The organism is Neorhizobium vignae, assembly GCF_000732195.1.
GTDB classification, from domain to species: Bacteria; Pseudomonadota; Alphaproteobacteria; order Rhizobiales; family Rhizobiaceae; genus Neorhizobium; species Neorhizobium vignae.
In genome coordinates, this window is record NZ_JNNU01000008.1 from 46,156 (window position 1) to 71,610 (window position 25,455).

The 25,455-nt window shown below is 57.3% G+C and carries 30 protein-coding genes and 5 pseudogenes; 24 read left to right on the plus strand and 11 right to left on the minus strand.

The features are described from left to right. The first annotated feature begins 1 nt into the window (after position 1). Together GQ59_RS15030 and GQ59_RS15035 are read left to right on the plus strand one after the other, a co-directional pair. A complete protein-coding gene (locus GQ59_RS15030; RefSeq protein WP_037082601.1) occupies positions 2–217 on the plus strand; it encodes a hypothetical protein in 216 nt (71 codons plus the stop codon). Between the two features lie 133 nt (positions 218–350). After that, positions 351–593, plus strand: a complete 243-nt coding sequence (locus GQ59_RS15035; RefSeq protein WP_037082603.1) for a DUF982 domain-containing protein — start codon at positions 351–353, stop codon at positions 591–593. 327 nt (positions 594–920) lie between these two features. Here GQ59_RS15035 and GQ59_RS15040 read toward each other — a convergent pair. Next, positions 921–1,405, minus strand: a pseudogene (locus tag GQ59_RS15040) (YciE/YciF ferroxidase family protein). Positions 1,406–2,116: 711 nt separating this feature from the next. Then, the gene (locus tag GQ59_RS31155) at positions 2,117–2,374 is read right to left on the minus strand and encodes a hypothetical protein (RefSeq protein ID WP_084683168.1); all 258 of its coding nucleotides are present in this window, start codon (positions 2,372–2,374) and stop codon (positions 2,117–2,119) included. A 327-nt stretch (positions 2,375–2,701) separates the two neighbouring features. Between GQ59_RS31155 and GQ59_RS15045 the strand changes: the two genes are divergently transcribed. From GQ59_RS15045 to GQ59_RS15065, 6 genes are all read left to right on the plus strand, one after another. After that, positions 2,702–3,529: a manganese catalase family protein gene (locus GQ59_RS15045; RefSeq protein WP_037082604.1), complete on the plus strand. Its 828-nt coding sequence runs from the start codon at positions 2,702–2,704 to the stop codon at positions 3,527–3,529. Positions 3,530–3,591: 62 nt separating this feature from the next. Next, positions 3,592–3,753: a hypothetical protein gene (locus GQ59_RS32355; protein ID WP_156376353.1), complete on the plus strand. Its 162-nt coding sequence runs from the start codon at positions 3,592–3,594 to the stop codon at positions 3,751–3,753. A gap of 52 nt (positions 3,754–3,805) precedes the next feature. Further along, on the plus strand, positions 3,806–4,414 hold the full coding sequence (locus GQ59_RS15050) for an NADH-quinone oxidoreductase subunit C (RefSeq protein WP_037082605.1): 609 nt from the start codon (positions 3,806–3,808) through the stop codon (positions 4,412–4,414). An 8-nt stretch (positions 4,415–4,422) separates the two neighbouring features. Then, positions 4,423–5,613, plus strand: a complete 1,191-nt coding sequence (locus GQ59_RS15055; RefSeq protein WP_037082607.1) for an NADH-quinone oxidoreductase subunit D — start codon at positions 4,423–4,425, stop codon at positions 5,611–5,613. A 36-nt stretch (positions 5,614–5,649) separates the two neighbouring features. Next, positions 5,650–6,042 (plus strand): response regulator, encoded by a 393-nt coding sequence (locus GQ59_RS15060; protein ID WP_084683169.1) that lies wholly within the window; start codon positions 5,650–5,652, stop codon positions 6,040–6,042. A gap of 22 nt (positions 6,043–6,064) precedes the next feature. Beyond that, complete coding sequence (locus GQ59_RS15065; RefSeq protein WP_037082608.1) at positions 6,065–6,457, plus strand: response regulator; 393 nt, start codon at positions 6,065–6,067, stop codon at positions 6,455–6,457. A 1-nt stretch (position 6,458) separates the two neighbouring features. Here GQ59_RS15065 and GQ59_RS15070 read toward each other — a convergent pair whose 3' ends face one another. The 4 genes from GQ59_RS15070 to GQ59_RS15085 all read right to left on the minus strand — a co-directional run bounded on the left by GQ59_RS15070 (position 6,459) and on the right by GQ59_RS15085 (position 8,781). Beyond that, a complete protein-coding gene (locus GQ59_RS15070) occupies positions 6,459–6,965 on the minus strand; it encodes a sigma-70 family RNA polymerase sigma factor (RefSeq protein WP_037082609.1) in 507 nt (168 codons plus the stop codon). 168 nt (positions 6,966–7,133) lie between these two features. After that, the gene (locus tag GQ59_RS31160) at positions 7,134–7,322 is read right to left on the minus strand and encodes a hypothetical protein (RefSeq protein ID WP_244447970.1); all 189 of its coding nucleotides are present in this window, start codon (positions 7,320–7,322) and stop codon (positions 7,134–7,136) included. 275 nt (positions 7,323–7,597) lie between these two features. After that, entirely contained in the window at positions 7,598–7,852 is a 255-nt protein-coding gene (locus tag GQ59_RS30565) for a sigma-70 family RNA polymerase sigma factor (RefSeq protein ID WP_051903963.1), read from the minus strand. Positions 7,853–8,052: 200 nt separating this feature from the next. Further along, positions 8,053–8,781, minus strand: a complete 729-nt coding sequence (locus GQ59_RS15085; RefSeq protein ID WP_037082613.1) for a Crp/Fnr family transcriptional regulator — start codon at positions 8,779–8,781, stop codon at positions 8,053–8,055. A 155-nt stretch (positions 8,782–8,936) separates the two neighbouring features. On the opposite strand from GQ59_RS15085, the gene GQ59_RS15090 reads away from it, so the two are divergent. From GQ59_RS15090 to GQ59_RS33580, 10 genes and pseudogenes are all read left to right on the plus strand, one after another. Continuing rightward, positions 8,937–9,173, plus strand: coding sequence for a DUF6894 family protein (locus GQ59_RS15090; RefSeq protein WP_037082615.1), 237 nt, complete (start codon positions 8,937–8,939; stop codon positions 9,171–9,173). Positions 9,174–9,662: 489 nt separating this feature from the next. Further along, positions 9,663–10,025 (plus strand): transposase, encoded by a 363-nt coding sequence (locus tag GQ59_RS15095; RefSeq protein WP_037082618.1) that lies wholly within the window; start codon positions 9,663–9,665, stop codon positions 10,023–10,025. Continuing rightward, a complete protein-coding gene (locus GQ59_RS15100) occupies positions 10,022–10,819 on the plus strand; it encodes an IS3 family transposase (RefSeq protein ID WP_037082620.1) in 798 nt (265 codons plus the stop codon). The genes GQ59_RS15095 and GQ59_RS15100 overlap by 4 nt, the downstream gene beginning before the upstream one ends. 82 nt (positions 10,820–10,901) lie before the next feature. Beyond that, complete coding sequence (locus GQ59_RS32535; RefSeq protein WP_051903964.1) at positions 10,902–11,171, plus strand: metallophosphoesterase; 270 nt, start codon at positions 10,902–10,904, stop codon at positions 11,169–11,171. 512 nt (positions 11,172–11,683) lie between these two features. Continuing rightward, positions 11,684–12,445: a GNAT family N-acetyltransferase gene (locus tag GQ59_RS33575; RefSeq protein ID WP_084683170.1), complete on the plus strand. Its 762-nt coding sequence runs from the start codon at positions 11,684–11,686 to the stop codon at positions 12,443–12,445. Between the two features lie 180 nt (positions 12,446–12,625). Further along, on the plus strand, positions 12,626–12,862 hold the full coding sequence (locus GQ59_RS15115; protein ID WP_037082622.1) for a hypothetical protein: 237 nt from the start codon (positions 12,626–12,628) through the stop codon (positions 12,860–12,862). 122 nt (positions 12,863–12,984) lie between these two features. After that, positions 12,985–15,381 (plus strand): FdhF/YdeP family oxidoreductase, encoded by a 2,397-nt coding sequence (locus GQ59_RS15120; RefSeq protein WP_037083076.1) that lies wholly within the window; start codon positions 12,985–12,987, stop codon positions 15,379–15,381. 20 nt (positions 15,382–15,401) lie between these two features. Next, a pseudogene (locus tag GQ59_RS15125) lies at positions 15,402–15,746 on the plus strand (c-type cytochrome); the annotation flags it as partial. A gap of 17 nt (positions 15,747–15,763) precedes the next feature. Continuing rightward, positions 15,764–16,012: a hypothetical protein gene (locus GQ59_RS15130; RefSeq protein ID WP_037082623.1), complete on the plus strand. Its 249-nt coding sequence runs from the start codon at positions 15,764–15,766 to the stop codon at positions 16,010–16,012. An 83-nt stretch (positions 16,013–16,095) separates the two neighbouring features. Next, entirely contained in the window at positions 16,096–16,329 is a 234-nt protein-coding gene (locus tag GQ59_RS33580) for a restriction endonuclease (protein WP_432762590.1), read from the plus strand. A 13-nt stretch (positions 16,330–16,342) separates the two neighbouring features. Here GQ59_RS33580 and GQ59_RS15135 read toward each other — a convergent pair whose 3' ends face one another. Continuing rightward, positions 16,343–16,966: a DUF1403 family protein gene (locus GQ59_RS15135; protein WP_244447971.1), complete on the minus strand. Its 624-nt coding sequence runs from the start codon at positions 16,964–16,966 to the stop codon at positions 16,343–16,345. Positions 16,967–17,099: 133 nt separating this feature from the next. Between GQ59_RS15135 and GQ59_RS15140 the strand changes: the two are divergent. Then, a pseudogene (locus tag GQ59_RS15140) lies at positions 17,100–18,232 on the plus strand (site-specific integrase). A 33-nt stretch (positions 18,233–18,265) separates the two neighbouring features. Here the strand turns inward: GQ59_RS15140 and GQ59_RS15145 are convergent. Further along, complete coding sequence (locus tag GQ59_RS15145; RefSeq protein ID WP_152564338.1) at positions 18,266–18,703, minus strand: hypothetical protein; 438 nt, start codon at positions 18,701–18,703, stop codon at positions 18,266–18,268. A gap of 357 nt (positions 18,704–19,060) precedes the next feature. On the opposite strand from GQ59_RS15145, the gene GQ59_RS15150 reads away from it, so the two are divergent. Further along, positions 19,061–20,371 carry an MFS transporter gene (locus GQ59_RS15150; RefSeq protein WP_084683173.1) on the plus strand — a complete coding sequence of 437 codons (1,311 nt, stop codon included), beginning with the start codon at positions 19,061–19,063 and terminating at the stop codon, positions 20,369–20,371. Here the strand turns inward: GQ59_RS15150 and GQ59_RS15155 are convergent. From GQ59_RS15155 to GQ59_RS15165, 3 genes are all read right to left on the minus strand, one after another. Next, entirely contained in the window at positions 20,291–20,872 is a 582-nt protein-coding gene (locus GQ59_RS15155; RefSeq protein WP_037082625.1) for a cysteine hydrolase family protein, read from the minus strand. The two genes, GQ59_RS15150 and GQ59_RS15155, sit on opposite strands and share 81 nt — an antisense overlap. A 128-nt stretch (positions 20,873–21,000) precedes the next feature. Next, entirely contained in the window at positions 21,001–21,822 is an 822-nt protein-coding gene (gene nadE / locus GQ59_RS15160) for an NAD(+) synthase (RefSeq protein ID WP_037082626.1), read from the minus strand. A gap of 43 nt (positions 21,823–21,865) precedes the next feature. Beyond that, positions 21,866–22,111: a hypothetical protein gene (locus GQ59_RS15165; protein WP_037082628.1), complete on the minus strand. Its 246-nt coding sequence runs from the start codon at positions 22,109–22,111 to the stop codon at positions 21,866–21,868. A 113-nt stretch (positions 22,112–22,224) separates the two neighbouring features. Between GQ59_RS15165 and GQ59_RS15170 the strand changes: the two genes are divergently transcribed. The 4 genes and pseudogenes from GQ59_RS15170 to GQ59_RS15180 all read left to right on the plus strand — a co-directional run bounded on the left by GQ59_RS15170 (position 22,225) and on the right by GQ59_RS15180 (position 25,301). After that, positions 22,225–22,758, plus strand: coding sequence for a DUF4142 domain-containing protein (locus GQ59_RS15170; protein WP_037082630.1), 534 nt, complete (start codon positions 22,225–22,227; stop codon positions 22,756–22,758). Between the two features lie 55 nt (positions 22,759–22,813). Continuing rightward, positions 22,814–23,292 (plus strand): annotated as a pseudogene (locus tag GQ59_RS15175) (LLM class flavin-dependent oxidoreductase); the annotation flags it as partial. A gap of 45 nt (positions 23,293–23,337) precedes the next feature. Continuing rightward, positions 23,338–23,652: pseudogene (locus GQ59_RS33585) on the plus strand (lasso peptide biosynthesis B2 protein); the annotation flags it as partial. After that, the gene (locus GQ59_RS15180; protein ID WP_037082633.1) at positions 23,649–25,301 is read left to right on the plus strand and encodes an asparagine synthase-related protein; all 1,653 of its coding nucleotides are present in this window, start codon (positions 23,649–23,651) and stop codon (positions 25,299–25,301) included. The pseudogene GQ59_RS33585 and the gene GQ59_RS15180, both read left to right, overlap by 4 nt. Positions 25,302–25,455 lie beyond the last annotated feature (154 nt).

A 25,455-nucleotide genomic window follows, 5' to 3' on the forward strand; every position in this document is an offset into this window, starting at 1 on the left:
TATGAGTAATCCAGAAGCGGATGCGAAAGGGCAGTACGCCAAGTCGCAAGCGGATCCGAAGTCCACTGGTGTCGCAAGCGCCAAGCCCACGGTAATCACCGGATCCGAGGATGCTACGGCGCACAAGACACCACCCGGTCAGAAACCCGTCAAGGAATGGGATCTGAACTACGATCCGTCAGAAATGAATGAGGGCGGTTTCCGAGGATCTCGCTGAGGCGTTTGTTCGAGGCCAGAACAAGGCACCTCGGCCAGACCGCTTCGTCCGGGAGCGGACATAAGCGTACAGCGGGTGAGAAAACAGGTTATCATCATCGGATTCAATATCGGACCTAACGAAGGAGCTGCACGTGGTTACCGGAAATTGGGAAAAACCTGTCGTCGTCGCGTTGCCAGGTTTTGCGCGTCGCGAGGTAACTGGCCCGTTCGAAGCTCTGGCCCTACTCTCTGAAGGTTGGCCGACGATGGCCGGAGCTCCGTTCATCAAAGCAAAAATCTCTTGCAAAGCGGCACTCGAAGATCGCATCACGCCGGAGCAAGCGCGTCGCGATTTCGAGAAGGCGGCGAGAGAGGCGAGCCGGTTCCTGAGCTGAAGGATGATCGGCGGGAAACGGATAGAGGGAAGATTATGTTCCTGCCGTTGTTCGGGCGCGCCTTATTTCCTTTCCGCTGAACAGGCGGCGTCGTTTGCGCGTCGTGCGCCTGTCCAAACTTCGTGCCCCACTGGCCATCTGCACTCATAATGCCGACCTGCCGCAGAACTCGCTTCACGACTTCATCGATATCACGCTTGGACATCTTCGCCTCTTCTCAATCAAAATGTTTTTCTAGAAGCCTCTCGTCTGCCTCCGGCCTTGCTACACCCGGAGGCTACCCGATGGAGTATGCAGTGCTCCATCGGGTACTAGAGCCAAGAAAGATCAAGCTGCTTTCTGAGCAGCAGCGTTTACCGCCGTCTGTGCGAACTTCTTTAGAAGCTCTTCGGTTCTCCTCTCTTCCGCGAGCGTCTCGTCGAGAAGGTCGATGGCCTCGTTCAGCCCGAGCTGCTCTGCCGAGGTTCGCAGCGTTCCGTAGCGGGCAATCTCGTAATGGTCGACGGATTGAGCCGCTACAATTAAGCCTGCATCGAGCGCAGGGGACCCTTGAACTCTTCCATGATCTCTTCAGCCTCATCGATGATGCCTTCAATCTCCGGGCATGTCTTTCCACGCGCCCGCTTATCGATGAGCTCGAACACCGCTTGCAGGCGCTCGATCTGACCTTGTGTTTCTTCTTTTTGAGTGAGGGCCATCTTGCCGAGTGCGGATGCGATCTTCCGCTCGGCATGATAGATGTCCTTCAGGGTCTCGTGGAAAAGATTGGCGGGGGTTTTTCGCCCATGTTTGAACCTCCTCGTTTGATGGATGCCGTCGAACTGGAAGTTGCCGCGTTAGCTGTACCGAACCCATAGTTTTGTTACGGATACAATGCGTTTGCAGAAGAATACGTCGCATCGGTGGCTGGCAGAGCTCGTTCAAGTGGCCCAGATAGCCGATCGAACGAGCCTACCTGCTATTGTCAGCTACTTGCGGGGCTTGTTGTCGAACCATTCAGGTCCGCTCGTGGGGCTGGGCGTGCTGTTCGATTGAAATTGCTGCTCCCCATGTGATCAACGTGGCTATGCTTTTCGTCCCGCTCGCCGCCACCGCCTGAGACGCGGCTTACCGGCCGGTTGGTGGGTGCGCCATCCGGTCGCCGATCGTGTTGCTCAGGAACCGGCTTGTGCCGGTCCTCGTGGCTTGAGCCTGGTCCGCCCCTTGACGGGTGTTCGGATGCTTTTCCGGCACGATGAACCTCCTTAAGATCGGCCCGCGAACAGGCGATCGCGGCGAGAGTTTCAATCCGCCAGGATTCCTCCGTGTGAACTTTCTTGACCACCCGGGTTGTCTCGGGCGCATTGTCTCGAAGGTTAAGAGGAGCCGCACTTGCAGGCGCCGATTATGATGTGGATGATGGTTGCGGGAATAGGCGCTTCCGCGCTGGTTCTACTTGTCGGCTGGATGCTCGCTTGAGCTGACCGAGCAAGATGCCTCAACACCATGACTGTTCCGCCATCTCGGACTAGATTCGCGTCCAATCAGTCGTCAGGAATGCTGATGCGGCGACGGTTCACGAGTCTCAGGGTTCGGTCTGGCTGAATGAGATAGGTTTCCTCCCATCGCACGCCGGAAGGGTCACGAAACCCATGCGAAACTTGGCTGCCGATAGGCGACTTTGTTAGACGCGTCGACGGCTGGCCGCCGTAGGTAATGCTGCCTGGAATGGGGGCAATAGTGGACGTGGCCGCACTACATCCAGTTAAAACTGCGAGAGTTGTTAACGTGGTGATTTTCATGTTTCTTTCCGAAGGAGCGGGTGAAGTGCCGAGATTGTTGGAGGGGCTTCATCACGAGGAGTGACATCCCGACACCTCGTTGCCCCAAACCAGCCGGGGATCATTAAGTTCATGCATCCCGCGGCTTGTACGGTCGCGGACATTCAGAAGAACCCTTTACTTGCTGAACGCCCTCGCTCAGCCGTTCCCTTCGTCACTGCTGAATGGAGCGGTCAGCGCTACCGATGAGCATCACCCCGGCTGCGGGATGAATAAAAATCTGATCTTGATGAAACTTCGGCGACGTTCGGCTGTTCGCGCGGCTCCCCATCCAAGAAGGAGAGCTTCATGTTCTATACCGACGGCAAATTGCAGTACCCGGTTCGGGTCGAGACCCCCGATCCGCTCTTCGCAAGGGCGCTTCAGCAGGCGATCGGCGGCGTCGAAGGAGAGATCCGCGTAGCCATGCAATATTTCTTCCAGGCCTGCGGCGCCCGCGGCAATCCGAAGTTCCGCGACCTTTTGATGAACACGGCAGCCGAAGAGCTCGGCCATATCGAAATGCTGGCGACGGCCGTCGCCATGAACCTTGAAGGTGCGCCGCTTAAGCTCAAGGAAGAAATTGCGGCCGATCCGGTCGGCGGCGCCGTGCTCGGCGGCATCAACCTGAAGAACCTGCTCTCTGCGGGTTTGTCCGCCATGCCGGTCGATTCCGACGGCGTGCCGTTCGACATGTCGCATATCTATGCGAGCGGCAATATCGCCGCCGACATGACCGCCAATGTCACGGCCGAATCCACCGGCCGGGTGCTTGCCGTTCGGCTCTACAATATGACCAGCGATCCTGGCATGAAGGACATGCTCTCCTTCCTGATCGCCCGCGACACGATGCACCAGAACCAGTGGCTGGCAGCGCTCGAGGAACTGGGCGGCACGGCCGGCGCCTTCCCGATCCCCAACAGCTTCCCGCGGGAAGAGGAAAAGCAGGAGTTCTCCTACGCTTTCCTCGGCTTCCAGGCGGACGGCAGCGATCCGGTCGCTGGACGTTGGTCGCAGGGACCTTCCGCGGACGGCAAGGGCGAGTTCAAGTCCATGCCGATGACGCAAGCTCTGGGGCAGAAGCCGGTGCTCGGTCCGGCAAAACCCGGTGGCGGCGCTCAGGTCGAGCAGATGTAAGCAATGATTGCCGCCGCACATAGCTTGCGGCGGCAGCCTCATCATCGTGTCGGAGGAAAGATATGAGCAGACGGACGCTTATCGCTGCGGTCGCGATCTTCATTATTACGTTCGCCGTCGTTCTGGCCGTTGTCGATCAGACGATGATGAGCGCGGAAGGAGACCATCCAACCCCTGCCATACGAGATCCGAAAAACCCCGCAGCACCAGCGCCGAGCAATTGAGCATGCGGGTGTGAAGCCCTGTTAGATCAATCTTCCTACCGTAGGACCTCCCATGGACTCCCTGTCGGAATTCGCCAAACAGCTCGAAGCCAGCTGCAGCCACCTCTATTTGTCGGCCAGTGTATCGTTGGGTGAGCTGTCGATTGTGACCAGCCGCGAGCATATCGTGCCGCTGCTTTTTCATTTGCGTGACGACGTTCAATTCAATTTCGTTTGCCTGCTTGATGTCTGCGGCGTCGACTGGCCGGAACGGCTTGAGCGTTTCGACGTGGTTTATCACCTGCTCTCGCCGAGCCTGAACCAACGCATCCGTCTCAAGCTTAGCACCGATGAGCAGACCCCCGTCCCCTCGGCCTGCGCTGTCTACCCTGCCGCGGACTGGTACGAACGCGAGGCATGGGACATGTATGGCATCTTGTTCGAAGGGCACCCGGACCTTCGTCGACTTTTGACGGACTATGGCTTCGAGGGACACCCGCTGCGCAAGGACTTCCCCCTCACCGGCTATGTTGAGGTCCGTTATGACGACAATCAAAAGCGCGTCGTCTACGAGCCAGTCGAGCTTCGGCAGGAATACCGACATTTCGATTTTCTATCACCGTGGGAGGGAACCGAGTACGTGCTTCCCGGTGACGAGAAGACAACTGGCAAAACTGAGTGAGGATAGTGATGCCTGAACACAGCGTCCAAAACTTCCACATCAATTTCGGCCCCCAGCATCCCGCCGCACATGGCGTCCTCCGGCTCGTCCTCGAGCTTGACGGTGAACTCGTCGAGCGCGTCGACCCTCATATCGGCCTGCTTCATCGAGGCACAGAGAAGCTGATTGAGGCAAAGACATATCTGCAGGCTTTGCCGTATTTCGACAGATTGGACTATGTGGCACCTATGTGCCAAGAGCACGGGTACTGCCTTGCCATCGAGAAGTTACTGCAGCTGCAGGTTCCAATCCGAGGGCAGCTGATCCGCGTCCTTTATTCCGAAATCAGCCGCATCCTATCGCACCTCTTGAACGTTACGACCCAGGCGATGGACGTCGGCGCGCTCACACCGCCGCTCTGGGGATTTGAAGAGCGCGAAAATCTGATGGTGTTCTATGAACGCGCGTCCGGGTCTCGAATGCATGCGGCGTACTTCCGCCCCGGCGGGGTGCATCAGGACCTACCTCCGGAACTTGTCGAGGATATCGGGCGGTGGTGTGACACTTTTCCAAAGACACTTGACGACATCGCCGACCTTCTTACCGGAAACCGCATCTTCAAGCAGCGCAATGTCGACATCGGCGTGATTTCTCTCGATGATGCCTGGGCATGGGGCTTCTCCGGTGTCTTGGTGCGCGGCTCAGGGGCAGCATGGGATCTGCGACGTTCGCAGCCGTACGAGTGCTATTCCGACATGGAGTTCGATATACCGATCGGAAAAAACGGCGATTGTTACGACCGCTATCTCATCCGCATGATCGAGATGCGAGAATCTGTCCGTATCATGAAGCAGTGCATTGAGAGGCTTCTTTCTACGGAGAGGACCGGCCCCGTCTCATCGGCAGATGGGAAGATCGTCCCCCCAAAGCGCGCTGAGATGAAGCGGTCGATGGAGGCGCTTATTCATCACTTCAAGCTCTACACCGAAGGATTTCACGTGCCGAAAGGAGAAGCTTATGCAGCCGTCGAAGCGCCCAAGGGCGAATTCGGCGTCTATCTGGTGGCTGACGGCACAAACAGTCCTTACCGGTGCAAGATACGAGCACCCGGATTCACGCACCTGCAGGCAATGGACTACATGTGCCGTGGGCACCAATTGGCAGATGTCTCGGCAATCCTCGGCTCGCTCGACATCGTCTTTGGTGAAGTCGATCGCTGAGTTGGCCAATACGCATTGTCCAGGAGACGTAGATCGATGGCGCGAGTATTGTTGATGATGAGAAGGGTTCTTGAGGGTCATTCTGTTCTTCTCTTGGAAGACGAATACCTCATAGCTTCAATGATTGCCGTCGCACTCGAGAATGCCGGCGCAAGAGTTTTCGGACCCGTATCTGATTTACAAAGAGCGATGGAGATCGCAACCGACACGTCTTTGGCCCTCGACGCCGCTGTTCTCGATATTAACTTGAGCGATGGCACTGCCTTTCCGGCCGCGGATATCATGTTGAAACGAAACGTGCCTGTCGTGTTTGTGACTGGCTATGATCCACAAGCCGTGCCGACGCGGTATAGGAGCCTTCCGTTTCTCTCGAAACCGTGCGACGAGCGCAAGCTGATCAGTACACTTGCTGCCATCACCGGGGCATAGGTTCGGTTCAAAAGGATCCGCTGTGAACGCTAAAGGATACCCCCAACTCTTTCACGGAAAACACATCCTCATCGTCGAGGATGAATATTTCCTTGCAGACGAGACCCGCAGGAAGCTGGAACTCGTGGGAGCGGTCGTAGTCGGGCCCACGGCGACTGTCGATGGCGCAATGGAGCTCGTAAACACTTCCCGTATCGATGCGGCCATCCTCGACGCTCATCTCGGCGATGATTTTGTATTTCCCGTTGCGGATGAGCTTGAGAAACGCGACATACCGTTCGTCTTCGCCACAGGATATGACCCGGCTTTTATTCCAACCGCTTACACGGGGTTCGCGCTTTGCGAGAAACCGACTGAGCTTGACAAGATCGCCGCTGCTCTCTTTACGTCATACCAAGATAGCCGCCTGCATTAGCTCAGGAGTCTTCCGCGTCGAGCACTTTCGCAAGATGGAGCCGCGCGCGGTTGACCCGGCTTTTCATGGTTCCCACCGGGCACCGGCAGTGCTTGGCGGCTTCCTCGTAACTCGCGCCTTGTATAAAAACCAACTCTAGCGCGGTACGGTAGCGGTCAGGAAGGCTAACGAGCGCCTCTTCCAGCTCTCGCCCCCGTACATTCCACTCCTGAGTAGGCTGTGTGACGCCTCTGTTTGCGCAGTCGTCCACGAGGCCAACCGTCTCTCGCTTGGAAAGGCCAAATTTTGTGCAAAAGCTGTTTCTCAAAATCGTGAAGAGCCACGAGCGCAGCTGCGTGCCGCGGCGAAACTTGTCCGAATTTGAGATTGCTTTTGTAAGCGTCTCCTGCACAAGATCATCAAGATCACCAGGTGCGGGGTGGAAGCGTCTTGCGAAGTTCCTCACGGCCGGGATCTGTTCGAGTAGTTGGGCTTCTGTAAAGCCTGTCTCAGGGTCGTCGTTGCGCATACCGTCCTCCTTGCACACGGAATGAACATCCATCTCATGACTCTGTTCCGCGAGGGACAAGCAATGTACGGTTGCGTACTTTCGCCTGAGACTCTATAATTTAAGGAAGCTCCGTTGTTTTTGATCGACAACTTCCGTTTGCGGCCTCTCCCCGCCATCGAGGTGTTCTTAGCGCCATTCTCCACTAGCGTCCTGATAAGCGAAATCAACAGGCTCGCCGCCGACTTGTTTCCGTTCGGCAACCTGCTCAGCTCCCGCACGAGCATCGTCATGAGAGGCGAACGTCTCGAAAAAGACGTCGCCGAGTTTATATGCCCATCCGCCGTCATGCTCGACGATCTTGTAGCGTGCCATCATCTTGATTGTCCGTTGTTCGTGGAGATGCGATCTTATGGCGGTCGCGCAGCAAAGCGGGTCTCGGTGCCGATCGACATCGCTGAGGTCGGAGTCACACATATAGCGCGTCCTCTATGGTGTCGCCCATCGCGATCGCGAAACGCTCGCGAGCGCGGCTTATCCGACACCTGATCGTGCCGACGGCGCAGCTTTTCGGATGCTACTTCGTCATAGGTCCATCCCTGCACCAGTACGAGGTCCACGACCTCCCGGTGGTCGTCAGACAAGCCGTTCCATCAAGACCGAGAACCGACACGACGCTGCTTGTTGTAAGACGTGCAATAGACGTTGCGCATGATCGTGAAAAGCCAGGACTTCAGCCGCGTTCCAGGCTCAAAGGTGTCGCTGGCAGCTATTGCTTTAACAAGCGTTTCCTGGACCAGGTCGTCGATTTCGGTCGAGTTGCGGCAGAAACGGAATGCGAAGCGTCGCAGGGTAGGGATATGATGAACGACATCATGTCGGACGTCGGTGGGAAGAATTTTCGACATGAGGCCCGTGCTCCATCGATTTCAATGCACAAGAATCTCGGCTTACGCCCGTTCCTGTACGAAATCGTACTGAGGTTGCAGGTTGCTCACGAATGTTATGGGGGAGATTGCAACACAAAATTGAAAACTATCGATGCAAGCTTTCCGTCGATGCTGTTCATTGACAGATGCAAATTGGCCGTGAAGCATCCATCCGATCTTCATTTGGTCGGTGGCCATCGGGTCGAGATCAGACGTCGATATTCGGCTTCGGGTGCCCCATAGGCATCCCCCGCCAACGCCTGGAGCTTCTCTCTCTGCCTGATCGCGATGAGGCTTCGGCTCGCCTTGATCAGTCGCTCACCCTCGAGGAGATGAAGGGTGTCGGTAACGCTGGGACGGCGTACGCCCAGCATCAGAGCCAGAAAATCATGAGTGAGCGGCAGATCGCCACCAAGCCTGTCATGCGACATCAGTAACCATCTCGCGAGACGCTGCTCCACCTTGTAGCGTCCGTTTACAAGAGCCGTCGCGGCAATCTGCGCCATGAACACATGCGCGTAACGCAGTAGCAGTCCGGCAAATAGAGGTATTTGGACCATGCACCTCTGCAAATCCGATACGCGGGTACGAAGGGCGGATCCGCCCACCTGCATGAAGCTCCGATGTGGGGAGGCGCCAACTCCGAGTACTGCTGGAACTCCTGACATACCTTCTCGTCCGACACAGCCCACCTCGATCTTGATGCCATCTGCGTTCACGGCGATCTCTGAGGATAAGCCAGAGTCGAAGAAGTAAACGTGCTCAATCTCCTGCAACGGTTGAAAGAGAACATCATTCTGCTTCAGCTCGATTTTCTCCATCCAAGGGATCAGTGCGTTTTGATCCTGATCCGTAAGCAAGCTCAGCAGGATGTTGTCGGTTTCTAGGATGCCTCGCGTTCCGGTCATCTACTCCACTCCAGCGTTTGATTCCGATACAACAGACCACTGATCGGCCCTTCATTGACTGCCTCCCACCGTTGTCTGAGCGACCTTTGTACGGTCATCGACCGAAACTCTTTTCCAGCTGCCGAGTTCGGCTACGCAAGATAAGGATTTAAGGCATGCCTCTGTTTTACCTTCATATCCGCGAAAACGGCGTCTTGAGAAAGGATCCCGAAGGATCGGAATTCGCAACGATCGAGCAGGCTGCTGAGGAGGCGGTGCGCTCCGCACAGGAAATTTTGGCTGAGAAAGTGAGCCAAGGTAGGGTTGTCGACGGCCAGGTCTTCGAGATCACGGATGAAGAAGGTACGGTGAGGGCAACGATCCCTTTTAGAAGTGTTCTTCGGCTGGAATGACCCCTCGGTTTCTTGTCACTCGCTCTCCCTCCCACAAAAATTTCCTGAATGGTTTGAATAGATGCTGGCGCGCCGCAATTGAATGATCTGAATGACGGTTTGCTCTGCAAGGCCCGCTAACAGCAAAGGTCGACAAAAGTTGCGGTATGAGCCGCGAGAAATGGAGGCCGGCCCTCGCGGGCATCACTATGTCGGCTGCCTGTCGGTGAGCGGCGAATATTCGGGATGAGTGTGCCAAAATCCATCAACGTGTTCATCGTTGCCACGTGCTGCGGCGCCGGCGCGGCGCGAGCGGATGAGACGTGACGGCCGACAGAACCATGCGTTGGATGTTCGGGGCCGAAAGCTCTGGAAGCCTAATGATTGTTATGGACGGCGACGAGGTACTCATCGACGGAAATTGACCCTCGATTGGAGTGAACCCCTCGGGCTGGACAACGGGGCAGGGAAAAACTGATACACTCTGCGGGCCTCAATCGGAGAAGGCTCATGAAGTCCCGAGGTCCATATCGACGGCATTCGACACCGTTTAAACTACAGCTTTGCCAGGATATCCGAAACGGTGTCATCGGGCGGCGCGACGCGCAGCGCACCTACGGCGTTTCGGCCAATCTCATACAGCTATGGCTAACGCAGTTCGATCGTGGCGAGCTGAACGATGAAGAAGCTGAGGCCAGCGTCATTGCGGAGTACGAGGCACATATCGCGGCGCTCGAACGCAAGGTCGGCCAGCTTACAATGGAGCTGGACCTGGTGAAAAAAACACCGCGCCAGCCGATCGCCGCCGACAGCGCGAGCTCCTCCATCATCAGCGGCCCCCGGCCTGCTCTGTCAGACGGGGGTGCAAAATGATCGATCTCCCGAGGAGCACCGATTATTACCAATCAACGGCAAAAGCTTTAAATCTCGGCGACAGCGAGCTGGTTGCAATCATAGAAGACATCCAGGACGAGCTGCCCTGCTACGGATACCGGCGCGTGACGCACGAGCTTCGGCGAAGAGGCCACCTCGTTAATCACAAGCGTGTCGCCCGCGTCATGCGGGCCAATGGCCTCGGTATCAAGCCTCGCAAGCGGTATGTTCGCACGACGGATAGCAACCACGATTCGCCGATTTACCCGAACCTTTATCGCAATGTGATCCCGTCGCGGCCTGACATGGTCTGGGTGGCCGACTTCACGTACATCCGCATCGCCGCTGGCTTCTGCTATCTTGCTGTCATTCTCGACGCCTGCAGCCGGAAAGTCGTCGGCTATGGCCTGTCGAAACGCCTGGATACGCCGCTCGCTTTGGCAGCATTGCGTTCGGCGATCGAGAACAGAAAGCCCCCACGCGGCTGCATTCACCACACGGACCGCGGATGCCAGTACGCAAGTGAGACCTACCGAAGAGCGCTCGATGCGGCAGGCTTACAGGGGTCTATGAGCGCCGTCGGCAACCCTTATCACAATGCGCAGGCAGAGAGCTTCATGAAGACCCTGAAAGTGGAGGATATCTACCCAGCAGGCTACGAGACTTTCGCTGACGTAGCCGAACAGTTGCCTAAGTTCATCGAGCAGATTTACAATGCCAAACGGTTGCATTCAGCCCTTGGCTATTTGTCGCCAGCAGAATTTGAAACCCAACTCGCCCAGCAGGCGGCTTAGTTTGCATTGTTTCGATGGTCCAGCCCGAGGGGTTCACTCCAGATGCAGAAGAAAATTGAGGCGGTATAGCGCGAGTAAATTGATGCCAGTCACATACGCTGTTGGAGACGTTCATGGCCGGGCTGACCTGCTCGGTCAACTTCTCGCATCGATCCAAGAAGATGCAGAAGGTTTACAGGAACAGGTTGTGCTGGTGTTCCTCGGCGATATCGTCGACCGGGGGTTCGAGAGCCGGCGCGCGATGGACTTGGTCGGTCAAGCACTAATCGGTCATCCAGGTTCGGCGCTAATCTTCGGAAATCACGATAGCTTTTTTGTTCTTTTCTTGCCGCAACATCTTCTAGCGCAATGAACAAGCATTTGGCTGACCACAACTTGGCGGATACACCACCCTCGAGAGCTACCTTCCAGATAGGCCGGAAAATCTTGAAGTGGTTCGAGCGGCCATTGTGGAACAGTTCCCGGAGCACGTTGACCTCCTCGACGCCGGTTGTGACAAGGTCATAGATGACCACTTCTGTTATGTGCATGGGGGGATTCGGCCAGGGGTCCCTCTTGAAGAGCAGGAACCCCATGATCTACGCTGGATACGGGAGGATTTCCTGGGCCATGATTTACCGTTCGAACGCACCATCGTGCATGGCCATACCCCCACCGACAGCTGCTTTCCTGACCGTTCGGTAACCGTATCTGCCTCGACACTGGGGCCTATTACAGTGGTCGCTTGGCTGCGGCGCGCTTCGGCGGCAACCGCCTCGAAGCGTCTTCCTTGCCGAAAGGGATGGAGTGCAGATGGTTGCGCCAGGCGACCTTCAGGAAATCAAAGCAGCGCGGAAAGCAGGCACCTAATTGCCACCGCCTTTGATGTCTCTGGGGATCAACCAAACCGGGCTGGCGACCCTAGGTGCCATCGTTCGAGGAACATTCCGGGACCATCCAAGTTCGGCTGGCCCTCAGCGACCTCGATTGGAATGCTCTTTGGTGATAGAAGACCTACGCGAATGTCCCTGGCACGCCAAGAATGTTGCTCACCACATATGGCAAGAGTGGTGGAACGACAATAAGTGGATCGAGCACGTGAGAGCGAAGGTCAACGCCAGTATCGGCGGGAGTTCATTTCCGTTCACGCTGGTTGCTCACGACTGCAGCGGCTTCGCCGGTACGGTTTCGGTTGTCGAAAGCAACATGGAACCGAGGCGCGATTTATCACCCTGGCTTTCTGCACTGTGGGTGCACACTGCGCATCGAGGAAAGGGAGTAGGATCCGCTCTGATAGCCGCAGCCATCGACCGCGCTCATTGGAATGGTCGAAGCGACCTATTTCTCATGGCTACAAGCGAACATTTTGCGTTTTACGAGAAACGTGGATGGTCTTTCGTTGCGAAACCGCAAGATGGCAGACATATGTTTTCCCACAGATTCCCGCCGACGCGACCATGGAACCGAACCAAGCTTAAGCACGTCATTAGTCAACGCAAAGCTAGCGTATTTCCTGGTGAGGAGATGGAGCCGGAGGCTGCTTTCAAACTGGCCCAATCCCACAATGGAGGTATTGGCAAGCCGATCTTCGTGGAGCTGACAGAAGGCGTCGAATGGGATCCGTCCATGGGGGGCACTCGGAAATAATGATCTCGAGACGGTTCCAGCTGAAACGGATGATTCTCGCGCTGCGGATAATCCGACCGCCGCCCGGCGTCGCACGCGTCTGGCTCGAGAGGCTGAAAAGGGACTGCGCCGCGCAGTGGGCGAGACGCAGGCTGAGGAGGATATGAGAACCCCCCGGTCCGACCGCCCAGGAGCCTAATCATGACAAAAAATGGCAGATCGTCCAAAGCGCAGAATGAACAGGACGCCAGAGGGCAGTCCGAAAGCAACCATGCAGGTGGCTCCAACAACGGTGTCAGCAGCGCCAAGCCGCGCGTGATCACCCATTCCGACGACGCGACGGTTAACAAGAAAACGCCGGGCAAGGGCAAAGACACCAAGGACTGGGACATCAATTTCGACGAGCGCGACATGAACGAGGGCGAGTTTCGAGGATAGAGCTGAGAAGCAAAGCTGCGCCCTTCCGGTGCAGGTCGGAACATGGTGCGACATCGAAGGTTTAGTGTGACCGGGGAGCCTCAACCGAGATGGCTCGCCTCGTCGTATCGCTTGAGGCATCCATGACGTCGAAAACACGCTCTCCCAAAATCAAGCCCTATTCCGGACCTGCGGGCGGATGGGGTTCTGCAAAATCCGTCGCCGAGATCGCTCTGAAAGAGCATGTCGCTCTGCGTGGGCCGAAGCTGCTGTCGACGCAGAACAAGCCGGAAGGCTATATGTGCGTGAGTTGCGCGTGGGCGAAGCCGGCGAAAACCCATCCGCTCGAATTCTGCGAAAACGGTGCAAAAGCGACGGCCTGGGAGATCACATCAAAACGGGCCGACCAGGCATTCTTCGACAAATATCCTCTTTCCGAACTGGAGCTTTGGAACGATCACGACCTCGAAGAACAAGGTCGTTTGACGCATCCGATGCGCTGGGACGCAGCCACCGATCGATATGTTCCGGTCACCTGGGCCCAAGCGTTCGAAGAGATCGGTCGGGACCTACGCGCTCTCGACCCGCATCAGGTCGATTTCTACACGTCGGGTCGGGCATCGCTCGAAACGAGTTACATGTACCAGCTGTTTGCGCGCATGTACGGCAGCAACAACATGCCCGACAGCTCCAACATGTGTCACGAGAGCTCATCGGTCGCTCTCCCGGAAAGCATCGGGGCCGCTGTTGGAACAGCCGTCCTTTCGGACTTCCAGAATACCGACTGCATCTTCTACATCGCGCAGAACGTTGGTACGTCGTCACCGCGCTTGCTGCACGATCTCCAGGATGCTGTCGATCGCGGCGTCAAGATCGTCACCTTCAATCTGTTGCGCGAACGCGGCCTTGAGCGGTTCGTCAATCCGCAGTCGCCGACGCAGATGCTCACCGGCAACGAAACGAAGATTTCCTCCGAATATTATCAGGTCAACAACGGCGGCGATATCGCCGCGCTGTTCGGCGTCTGCAAGGCGCTGATCGAAGCCGACGATGCCTGGACAGCCTCCCATCAAAGCCGTGTCGCCGGTGACGACGGCACACCAAAGGATCCGGACAACGCTGCGATGGTTGCCTTTGCCGCCTCGATTGCGGCGGCCGACAAGAAACATGTTCTCGACCATGACTTCATCAAGGAGCATACCACCGGCTTCGAGGAATTCGCCAACGCCGCACGCGGCCATCGGTGGGAGGAGCTGGAGCGGGTTTCGGGCCTCAGCCGTGATGAGATGACCCGGGCAGCGGCCACCTACGCCAAATCCGAGGCGGTGATGATGGTTTACGGCATGGGTTTGACGCAACAGCTTATGGGCGTCCAGAACGTCCATATGGTTTGCAATCTGGCACTGTTGCGCGGCAACATCGGCAAACCGGGCGCTAACATCTGCGCCGTCCGCGGTCACTCCAACGTCCAGGGGCAGCGGACTGTCGGCATCACCGAGAAGCCGGGCTTAGCGCCGCTGGACAAGCTATCTGAACTCTACGGCTTCGAACCGCCGCGCTGGACGGGCCGCTCGACGGTGGAGACCTGTGAGGCGATCATGAGCGGCCAATCACGTGCCTTCATCAGTCTCGGCGGCAACTTCCTGAGAGCCGTCCCCGACACGACTGCCATGGAAGAAGGTTGGCGTAGGCTGCGGCTTAGCGTGCAGATCGCCACCAAGCTCAATCGCAGCCATGTCGTCCATGGCGAGATTGCCTATCTGCTGCCGTGTCTCGGTCGCATCGAACTGGACGAGCAAGCGACCGGTCCGCAGGCCGTATCGATGGAGAGTTCGATCGCGCATTTCCACGGCTCGCGCGGCAAGACGAGACCAGCAAGCCCGGAGCTCCTTTCGGAGCCGGCAATCGTCGCCGGCATGGCCAAGGCGACCCTCGGCGAAACCAAGGTTCCCTGGGACAGCTGGGTCGGGAATTACGCGGAGATCCGTGATGCGATCGAGCAAACCTACCCGGAGACGTTCAAGGATTTCAACAAACGCCTGTTTACGCCGGGCGGGTTTGTCAGGCCGTTGCCGGCGCGCGAACGCAAATGGGTGACGAAGAGCGGCAAGGCGAATTTCCTGACGCCGGAAAAACTGTTTCCGGAATTTTCGACGGCGCGGAGCACTGACGTCCTCCACCTGGCGACGCTGCGATCCAACGATCAGTTCAACACAACGATCTATGGGTTCAGCGATCGCTTTCGCGGGGTGGAAGGCACTCGCAACGTGGTCTTTGTGAATCCGGACGACATCCTCCGGTTGGGTTTCAAGGACGGCGACAGTGTCGATCTGACCACCGCGATCGATGCAAACAACGTTCGGACAGTAACGGCGTTGAGGATCGTTGCCTACGATATTCCCAAGGGATGTTGCGGCGCGTATTATCCTGAGACGAACCCGCTCTTTCCGCTGGCTCACCATGATCCGAAATCGAAAACGCCCTCCTACAAACTCCTTCCGGTGCGTCTCAGCCGATCCTCAGAAGTTCCACATGATTGAGGGGGCAGCCGGGTGAGCACATGATGTTCGGGGGCATCAACGACGCAAAGTGGTTGTTTCTGGCAACCTTTCTGCTGGTGGTCGCGGGAGCCGCGTTTCTCGGCTGGGCCCGGCAGCCGCGGGAACTGAGGACGGATCCACCCGTCGTCGCCGATCTCGATCGGTTTCGACTGATGCCGAACGGCATCAGCGGCGCGCCGCCTGAGAGCTACTTTGTCGAGGGGAAACCTTACGAAAGCGATGCCTATAATCTGAGCCAGGGTCAGCGCCTCTATTCTTGGTTCGGCTGCCAATCGTGTCACGGCGACGGGCGCGGAAACGTAGGCCCTTCCTTCCTCGACGGTTGGTGGCTGTATGGTCAGGAGAATGGCTGGAACGCCTGATGGCTCGGTCACGCTTGGCCCAAGGTGATCCCATCGCCGCCAAGGAGTGGGTTGAACGCGCCCTGTCCAAACTTAAAGCCGAGCGCTTCCGAAGCGAATTTCTTGAGCTGCGATTTGATATTCGACGAGCGCTCCTTGACGAGGACGCGATCGATGACCTTAAAGCGGCATTGGAGGCAAGCCAAAAGGACGTGGAGCGTTCTCGCTTGGAGCTAAGAATTCAGGATGCGCGCGAGATCGATAGTTGAAAGGATTGGTGTGACGCGGCGTCTTGCTCGAGATCCGATGGCAACCGCCTCGAAGATCGGGAACGGGGCGCTTGATGTTGTCAATGCCGGGTGAATTTTCCCCTAATGGGGATTATTGCTCCGGTACTGACAGATGTCCTTCGATTTCATCTCGGAAAGCGGGTGGCATAACTACTAAATTTGCTGTGCAGTGCAAGCAGTCCAAAAACTCGATTAGCGCGACTCCGATCAGAACACTTTCTGAAGTTTTGAATAAATACAGAGCGTACCAAGGTGTTTTAATCACTACAAGCCATTTACCAAGGAGGAAATATTAGAAAAATAAAACTATTATTTTGATATGTCGCTTATGGACCTTGATAATATAGTTAAAAGTTTGGAGATGTTGGCATTCGGCCAATTCAACTTGTGCGCCAGAACGACTTCGGCCAGCCCAAGCGCCAGCACCTCGGCATCCGGGCGAACGGCAGAGATCGCCGTAATAAGGTCCGCCACCGCGAAGGGTGCTGCTCGCCCGGACTGATTTGCAGAATCGACGGTTTCGGGAATTGAGGCAAGACCGTCGTCCCACCGAAGGCCAAAAAGATCGGCGATCTCTTTGACGAAGGAAGTGGTGACCGGTCCGGATCGGCGCGTCAGCATCCGTGTCGCCAGAAACAGCTTTCCAGCGGGGCCGGGATCGTCGCCGGCAACGGTCAGCAGAACGGCGTCGCGGAGCGCGGTTTCCTCTTCGTTGCGGCCGAGCATCTTGGCAGCGACGGCGGCCGATTTGAGGGCAAGTCGATCGCGCCAGCAGCCGACCCACGGCGGCTCGGCTCGGATCAGATCATCGAGGGATTTCAGGGCGTTACCAGCGCCGAAGGCGGCGTCGGACTCGTTGATGTCACGTCCCCGAGACAGCGCCCAAGCCGGCATGCGGGGCGACCAGGCGGGGGCCGTTGAAGCGGAGGGCACGAGAGAATCCATGCGTCGGATTGTAGACCAGGTGCGCGGTTTAAGCTAGAAATATCGCGATGAACCGCACGGCATGTCGCCGACGAATAACGTCCGATAATGCATTATCGGACGTTCTGCTCACTATACAGAAATGGCCCAAAACAGCGAGCAACACACCAAAAATCACGTCGAGGAGACCTCCGCGTCGCCTCTCAGCACGGCGCCGGAGAGTGATGTTTCCACGACGGAGGTGTTAGGCGAAAGCCCCCTGCCCTCTCTCGCCGGCGGTGGCGAGACACCGGCTCATCTTGCCAGCCTTGCCGATCGCGCTCGGGGTTATGTTGAAGCCGCCAGTTCCGCCAACACCCGCAAAGCCTACGCCGCCGACTGGAAGCATTTTTCGGCGTGGTGCAGGCGCTCCAATCTGGCTCCCCTCCCCCCGCATCCGCCAACTGTCGGGCTCTATATCACTGCCTGCGCTTCCGGCACGGCAGAACGGGGGCAAAAGCGAACTCAGTCTCGACCATTGAACGCCGTCTCTCCTCGCTCTCCTGGAACTATGCCCAGCGCGGTCTCTCGCTCGATCGCAAAGACCGTCATATCGCCACTGTAATGGCCGGCATACGCAACAGCCATGCCCGGCCGCCGGTGCAGAAAGAGGCGGTGCTGGCCGAAGAGATCATCGCCATGATCGAAACGCTCGATCGCGGCACGCTCCGGGGCCTGCGGGATCGGGCCATGCTGCTCGTGGGCTATGCCGGCGGCCTGCGGCGCTCCGAGATCGTCGGTCTTGATGTCAAAGCCGACCAGACGGAGGACGGCCGGGGCTGGATCGAGATCCTCGACAAAGGCATGCTTGTCACTCTGCGCGGCAAAACCGGATGGCGGGAGGTCGAGGTCGGCCGAGGTTCCTCCGACGCCACCTGCCCGGTCGCGGCCGTCGAGACCTGGATCAAGTTCGCCAGACTGGCTCATGGCCCCCTCTTCCGCCGCGTCACAGGACAGGGCAAGGCGGTTGGATCCGAGCGATTGAATGACAAGGAGGTGGCCCGGCTTGTGAACCGATCGGCGATGGCTGCCGGCGTTCGCGGCGATCTCAGTGAGATCGAGCGGGCTTTCAAGTTCTGCGGCCATTCCCTTCGCGCGGGCTTGGCCTCTTCCGCTGAGGTCGACGAGCGTTACGTCCAGAAACAGCTTGGTCATGCTTCAGCGGAGATGACCCGCAGATATCAGCGGCGGCGTGATCGCTTTCGTGTGAATCTGACCAAGGCATCAGGGCTTTAGTCGGCCCCTCCCCTACTCTCAGCTGGGATGTCGTTAGCTCTGCTGCGCGAAAAGGTTGCGCAGTCGTTCCTCAGGTTTCGCAACCTGCACCATCTCCAACCCTGAAGGGTCCACTTTCTTCAAAAGAGAAACGTCCAGACGTTTGCCTCCGATCTGGAACACGCGTCCGTTGAACTCAATGCCAAGAACATCGAGCTTCTCACCCGCATTCAACTTCTCGGTCGTGATTTGTTCCTGCAGTGTGAACTTTGCGACAAGGTAATCGCTGATGGGCATGCTCAGTTCGCGTTTCTTCAAAGCCTCAAGCTCGGTTTGAAGGCCTTCCAACTTCTCCGATTTCTGTTGAGGCTTAAGTGACGTGTCGGCCTTCCCGCCGTCCTCGTTTCTGAAACCAGCTTCTGGCGCAGTACGGTCCCTTACGCCATAGCGGTGAGCTGTCGCGGTACTAGACATCGACTGTATTGTGGTCACGGCAAATCTCCTGTCGGGCGATACCGGCAGCCTGTCACAATCAGCTTGCGCCGAGTTCGCCAGCGACTCCCACGACCCAGCTTGGTGATGCTTCCACGGATATGGACCCTCGGAGATCAGCGTCGATTCGATCACTTCGCCTGAATCTGACGAAGGCATGGGGGTTTAGCGGCGCGCTCCCCTCCCCAAGGCGAAGATGTACGGAATAGATTTCCTCTTGGGTCTTTGAGCGCCATACTCAGATCGTCGCACTGTCTCTCCAACGCGGTCAAATACGTCTCATCGCTCATACTCTCTGTCATCAAACCGATACACTTCACTTGCTAATGATTTGCAATTGCAGATCGGATAGCCTCGATGACCGAAGACCATACCGACACCAATTATCTCCTCCCCCTCGCCGTCCTCTCGATTGCCCAGCTAATCGGCTGGGGCGCGGTTGGGTTCCCGGCTGTCACCGCGCCGCAGTTGGCGGGGGATCTAGGGATCGGGATGCCTGAAGTCTTCGCCGGGACCACGGTTTTCTATGTGATGATGGGGGCGTGTTCGCCGTTGCTGTCGCGGGTGTTTGCCAGGCTTGGGGCGCGGCTGGTGATGATTGCAGGGACGGCCGGTTCGGCGGCCGGGCTTCTTCTCCTGTCGCTGGCGCATTCGCCGGTCAGCTATTTCCTGGGATGGCTGATCGTTGGCGCGGCGGGCAGCGCCAGCCTGACCATGCCGGCGCATATCCTGCTCAACGAGATAGCCGGACGCAAGGCAGCGAGGGCGATCGGTACGCTGATGCTGGTGACCGGCCTGTCGAGCACGATCTTCTGGCCACTCACCTCGTTCCTGCAGACCGAGATCGGCTGGCGGGGCGCCTGCGAGGTCTATGCGCTTGTCATGGCTCTCGTCTGCCTGCCGCTCTATGTCTTCGGCCTGCCGCGCAGACGCATCGAGGCGGCCCCTTCAGGCGTGGCGGCGGCGCCCGTTGCGGCGCGCAGCTATGACCGGACTTTCGTGCTGATCGTGGCGGCCATCGTCTTCAATGCCTTCATCACCTATGGCTTCAGTTCGGTGCTGATCGAGCTCTTGAAAGGCGAAGGTCTGAGTGCCACGCAGGCGCTGACCTTCGGCTCGGCGCTCGGCATCATCCAGATCGCGGCGCGCGGCGTGAATTTCGTCGCCGATAACAAATGGGATGGTGTGGCGATCGGCGTCGGCTCGTCGGCGATGCTGTGCCTGTCGCTGTTGATCCTGCTTGCGGTGCAGGGTTCGCCGGTCGCGGTCGGCGTCTTCCTGGTGCTCTATGGCACCAGCAGCGGCGCGCTGGCCGTGGCGCGCTCGACGATCCCGTTGGTGTTTTACGACAAGGGCGAATTTGCGAGGGCGCTATCGCGGATCGCCCTGCCCCTCAACTGGATTTCGGCCGCCTCGCCGCCAGTCTTAATCTGGCTGATGAGCAATTACGGCAATGGCGCGGTGCTGTCGCTCTGCCTGTTCTGCTCGCTTTCGGCGATCGTCATGCTCTGCCTGCTGCGCGGGCGGCGGCCAGGCAAGGATCGCGGCAGAAAGCGGCACGGGCAAGCCGAGCTAGGGGCGCCGGCGTTAACAAGCACGGCTGAGAAAGTCCTCCGTCAATGCGATTTCCAACTGGACCGAAAACCGGTCACCGAGCAACTCAAGTGAAGCATCGTGTGTTTGATCCGCACCGCTACAGACGGCATCTTTGAGGAGGATGACGCGATAACCAAGGTCGATGGCTCCGATGGCTGCTGCCAGAACACACACATCAGTTTCGCCGCCAGAGATCGCGACGGTCTCGATCCCCTCCCCCGAAAGTACGCGATGAAGTTCGCCAGTGGTCCACGGCGAATAGGTCATCTTGTCGAAGATCCTTGCGGGGGGAACCAAGGCCTTTAGGGACGGAACGAGATCGACCATCTCCGGTCCGAGCCGTTCGAGCGTCATCGAGTCCCACTTTTCATAGTAGCTCCGCCACATGCCGTGCATGTCATTTGCCCGCTTGGCCGGCACAAAGCGTGTAAAAACGGTCCTCTGCGGATGGTGCTTTGCGATTTCCTCGATTTGGGGTGAGACTTCTTGCATCCACGGAACGCGCCATGGCGTGTCCTCTGCGAACATCCGCTGCATATCGATGCACAGGTGGATCCAGTTATTATCCTTCATCGCGTCCTCCGTCCGCCACGAACCTGCATACTAGGCATGAGTTCCCTTCGGCTGAACACGGACCCATTTTGCGCGAGTCTTTGAGACACCCGCTTGCAGTGGCAATCCGCAAAACACGTTAAGTCGACTCAGCCAGCCGCCGCTACCGGCAGGGCACGCTTGTGCCCACTCGCACGATAGGTCTTAAGGATCCTTAGTCGCGAGTCCTCGGCGATCGCCTTGCCTTCCAGGAAATTGTCGATCTCCTCGTAGGTGACACCGTAAACTTCTTCATCCGGACGAAGGGGCGCGTCGGATTCGAGGTCCGCAGTCGGGACCTTGAACACAAGTTCCGAGGGCGCTCCCAAATGCTCGGCTATGGCTCTCACTCGACGTTTCGTCAAACCCGCGAGGGGCAATATGTCGGCTGCCCCATCCCCAAATTTGGTGAAAAACCCCATCAGGGCTTCAGCAGCCTGATCTGTTCCAATGACGAGACCACCCGTTGCGCCAGCCAGCGCATATTGCGCGATCATTCGCTGACGCGCCTTGATGTTACCGAGATGAAAATGTTTCCGGGCTGGCTCGACCAGATCCCCGCCTTCGACCATAACTGCATCGAGCATGGCGTCGGCGGCGGGCTTGATGTCGACTGTGACGACACGATCCGGTCCGATTACGGCGAGCGACTTCTGCGCGTCCGATTCGTCAGCCTGGAAGCCATAGGGCAATCTGACAGCGATGAATTTGGCATCGTATCCATCAGCGCGGAGTTTTGAGACCGCCTTTTGCGCTAGTAGGCCAGCAGCGAGAGAATCGACCCCACCGCTTATGCCCAGGACGAAACTCCGGCTCGATGAGTGGCGCAGATAGTCGCTCAGGAACTGGGCGCGCTGTTCCACCTCGCGGGCCGCGTCGAAGTCGACGGTCACTCCGAGATCTGCTGATATCGATTGCTGTTCTTCGTCCATTGGCATTCCCCTGAAAGCGTTGGCTATCGATATTTGAGCACTTCTATCCCAGCAGAGGTTGGTCTTGTTTCCAATCGCGGTAGGGAGCCAGCTTTTGCCCGGGAAACCGGCGCTCGATTTCGTCTTCAACCAGAGCAATTCGGGAAAGCGTTTCATCCCGGTCGTCGACTTCGTCCTCGCTATGTTTTTCCAGCGAGCTCATGGCGGCAAACACTTCATGACTCGTCATCGCCTCAAGTCGAGATGCGAAATCCGAAACATCTTCCTGCAAAATGTCTTTAGCTGTCATTGCAAGCCTCCTCCGTTCAGGGAGGAAACCATAAGAGATTGAAAGTGTTCCCTGTCTTGGAACCATGCAGCGTCGCGCTGGTTATCGCGCCACGGTCAACAGGAGTCTTTCTCATGAAAAAAGCCATTATCCTTGCATCCATCCTTCTCGCCACCGCCGGGTCCGCAGCACTGGCGCAGTCCACCGCGGAAAAAACCGGGGTCAACTCAGTCATGGGCGTTGCCCCCAAGACCGAAGATTTTGTCCTGGAGGCTGCAAGCAGCGACATGTTCGAGATCGAGTCCAGCAAGCTTGCCCTTGAGCGTTCAGACGAGAAGACCAAGGCGTTTGCACAGCAGATGCTAACCGACCACCAGAAGACATCTGATGAGTTGAAGGCCATGATGACGTCCGGCAAGGTCAAGGCAACAATCCCGACCGCCATGTCGTCCGCTCATCAGGGCATGCTCGACGACCTGAAGAAGCTTCAGGGTGACGATTTCACCAAGCAATATCATTCTGACCAGGAGGACGTGCATGAGGATGCTGTCGATCTCTTCAAGCGCTATGGCGACGAAGGCGAGAATGCCGAGTTGAAGGCCTGGGCGGCAAAAACCCGGCCAGCGCTCGAACACCATCTGCAGATGGCAACGGACATGAACAAGTAATGACCGCTTGCCCCCGCCGAGTTATCCTCGCCGGGGCATTTTTTTGAGGACGGCAATGCTCATCGGCTACCACGCCTCTCACGAACAATTCTCGGCCAGTCAACTCCTGGACTACGTCCAGGCCGCCGAACGCGCCGGCTTCCAGGCGGTCATGACTTCCGATCATTTGGCACCGTGGAGTGAGAGACAAGGAAACTCAGGCAACAACTGGGCTTGGCTGGGGGCGGCGATGGCGAAGACGACCTTGCCGTTCGGCTCTCTCGCGATCCCAGGCGGTTGGCGTTACCATCCCGTCGTTTTGGCGCACTTGATAGCCACCTTGAGCGAGATGTTCCCGGAGCGGCTGGATTGCTCTCGGAAGCGGCGAAGCGCTCAATGAAAATGCGGTTGGACATGGCTGGCCGGCCAAAACAGAGCGCAACGACAGATTAGAAGCCGGTTCACAAATCATTCGAGCGCTGCTTGCTGGTGAGATGGTGACCTCACCATCCACGGCTCAAGACTGACCAGGCGAAGCTCTGGTCGCTTCCTGAGGGGCGCTGCACTCACTGAGCCGACCGCGATCGGAGAGTCCGAAGCTCTTCCATTCGGGACCAACTGGGTACGTTGAAAGCTGCCTCTTCGAGAAAAGTAGAGCCGGCTGCCGATGTCGAGGACATGGCTTGGCTGTATCAACATATCCGAAATCTCCGTCCCCATAGGCCAGCGTGCCTTGAGGATTCCCTTTGCTGCACCCTTTTCATGGTGGGTTATGTGCATCGAGCATCGTTTTGCATCGGGGTGAAACAGCCGCCCTTCATGGCTCACGCTTGGGTTCAGGTCGGGGACTTGATCATTAATGATACCAAAAGTGTAGTCGAGGCTTACAGCGAAATTCTGAGACTAGACCTATGAAAATCGATGCCACAGAACTGTACGAACGTGCCACGTCTGTCCGTGGGCTGCAGATTTCGCCGACGATGAATATAACGGTTGTAAATGATACTGAGGATGCCGTGACAGGAGAGCCTTCCGATGTCAATGCGGACATGATGAAGGGCATGAATCTTCTCGAGTCAGCCTATTTTCTACATGACAATTTCGCTGGCGACACAGCATTCGTGATTGAGACCGCCAACTCCTTCGCTATCGTCAGGCCGCCATTTTCAGAACTTCCGATCTATTACTTTGAGCAGCAGAACAGGATCAAGGTATGGGCGGGTCTGGATATTCCAACGTGGCTCCAACAGCGGCCACCTGCTTTCGATTTAGATTATCTTGCGGTCGCATTGCACAACTGGTCCTGGGTAACGCCTCAAACGGGACTGAAGGGTGTCAAAGAGCTCCTCAGTGGCGCCATATTGGTGTTTGATGGCACAGATCTTTGGCAGCGAGACCTTCTGGCCCACGCAGTAGCAGCACTGCCGCCTGCCCCTGCAACTGATTACGCACATCAGGTCAATTTGATTCGCCAATTGATCTTGAACAGCGTTTCACACAAGCTCGGACCGCATATAGAGCATGCCGCCGTCCTTTGTTCTGGGGGCGTAGATTCCTCTGTTGGGGCTGTCGCAGCGGGAGCGTTGTACCCGAATAGAACCTTTCCGCTCATCCACTGCGACTCAGAGGAACACTTGTACGGTGACGAGAGGTTTTACTTCGAGGCGGTGGCGAAGAAAACTGGCTGGCCGACGGCCACAGTAGACATGAATGAGGGAGCTTCGCGCGAGAGTCTGTCGCCAGATTTACTAGTACCGACCGCTCGGCCTATGAAATCCGCCGCGGCTCTCTCCACAATGGCCGCGTTAAAGAAGCTGGCCATGGCCAGAGGAGCGCGAGTCATGCTGTCCGGCGATGGAGGGGATCAGCTATTCATCCTAAACGACCCTACCCTTTACTGCCAGGAGTTGGTCGGGGAGGCGCCGACGTTGAAGCCCAAGCTGATCGCTACAAGTGAACTAGCCAACGTGACCCGGAAAGCATCTTGGGAGGTGGCGGGTGAGGCTTTACGTGCGCAGAAGGCGGGACAACTCCGAGAAAGATACTTTGGCAAGCTCCGGTTCCCGAAGAACCCGTTAGCGGTTGAGCCGGCCCCAGAAAACACAGAGGTTGTGCCGAACGGCTCAACGCTTTCGGGTTTAGGCGTAAGCCGGGCATTCCAGTACTTCGGGATGCGGAATGCGGAGTTGAATCAGGTGCCAATCAGGGGCTTAGCTGTCGAAGAACGGAAGACGTTTTTGTTTTGGCCCCTAGTTCGCGCGGCCATGATCGCGGCACGCGGACATCATTTGAAAGACGGACGAAACAGGGCGCTCGAGCGTGACGCGTTCCGGCACGAGTTGCCGCCAGAGGTCTACCACTGCTTTAGTAAAGGAGGCAGTCGCGATTTTGCCCAACGATATGATTTCCCTCGCCTTGTTCATTCCCTCCAACACAGTCCGCTTATCAGGTATGGCCTGATCTCAGAAAAGATAGATAACATCGAAAATGCACCCGACGATGACACCGCGTTCGCTCTGGTCGTCGCGAGAGGGTTCGCCGATTGGATGGAGCTTTATGCTTAACGTTACTACTAGAATCGGGAACATTTTCCCTCCCCTTCAGCGCGAGGTGTTGAGTGTGGCCCTGCGTCGCCGCAGGAAGACATTGTTCGCTCTCTTGGGAGCAACACTGTGCGCATCGGCGTGCACGATAGGGGCGCCGCTCGTCTTTGCGTAT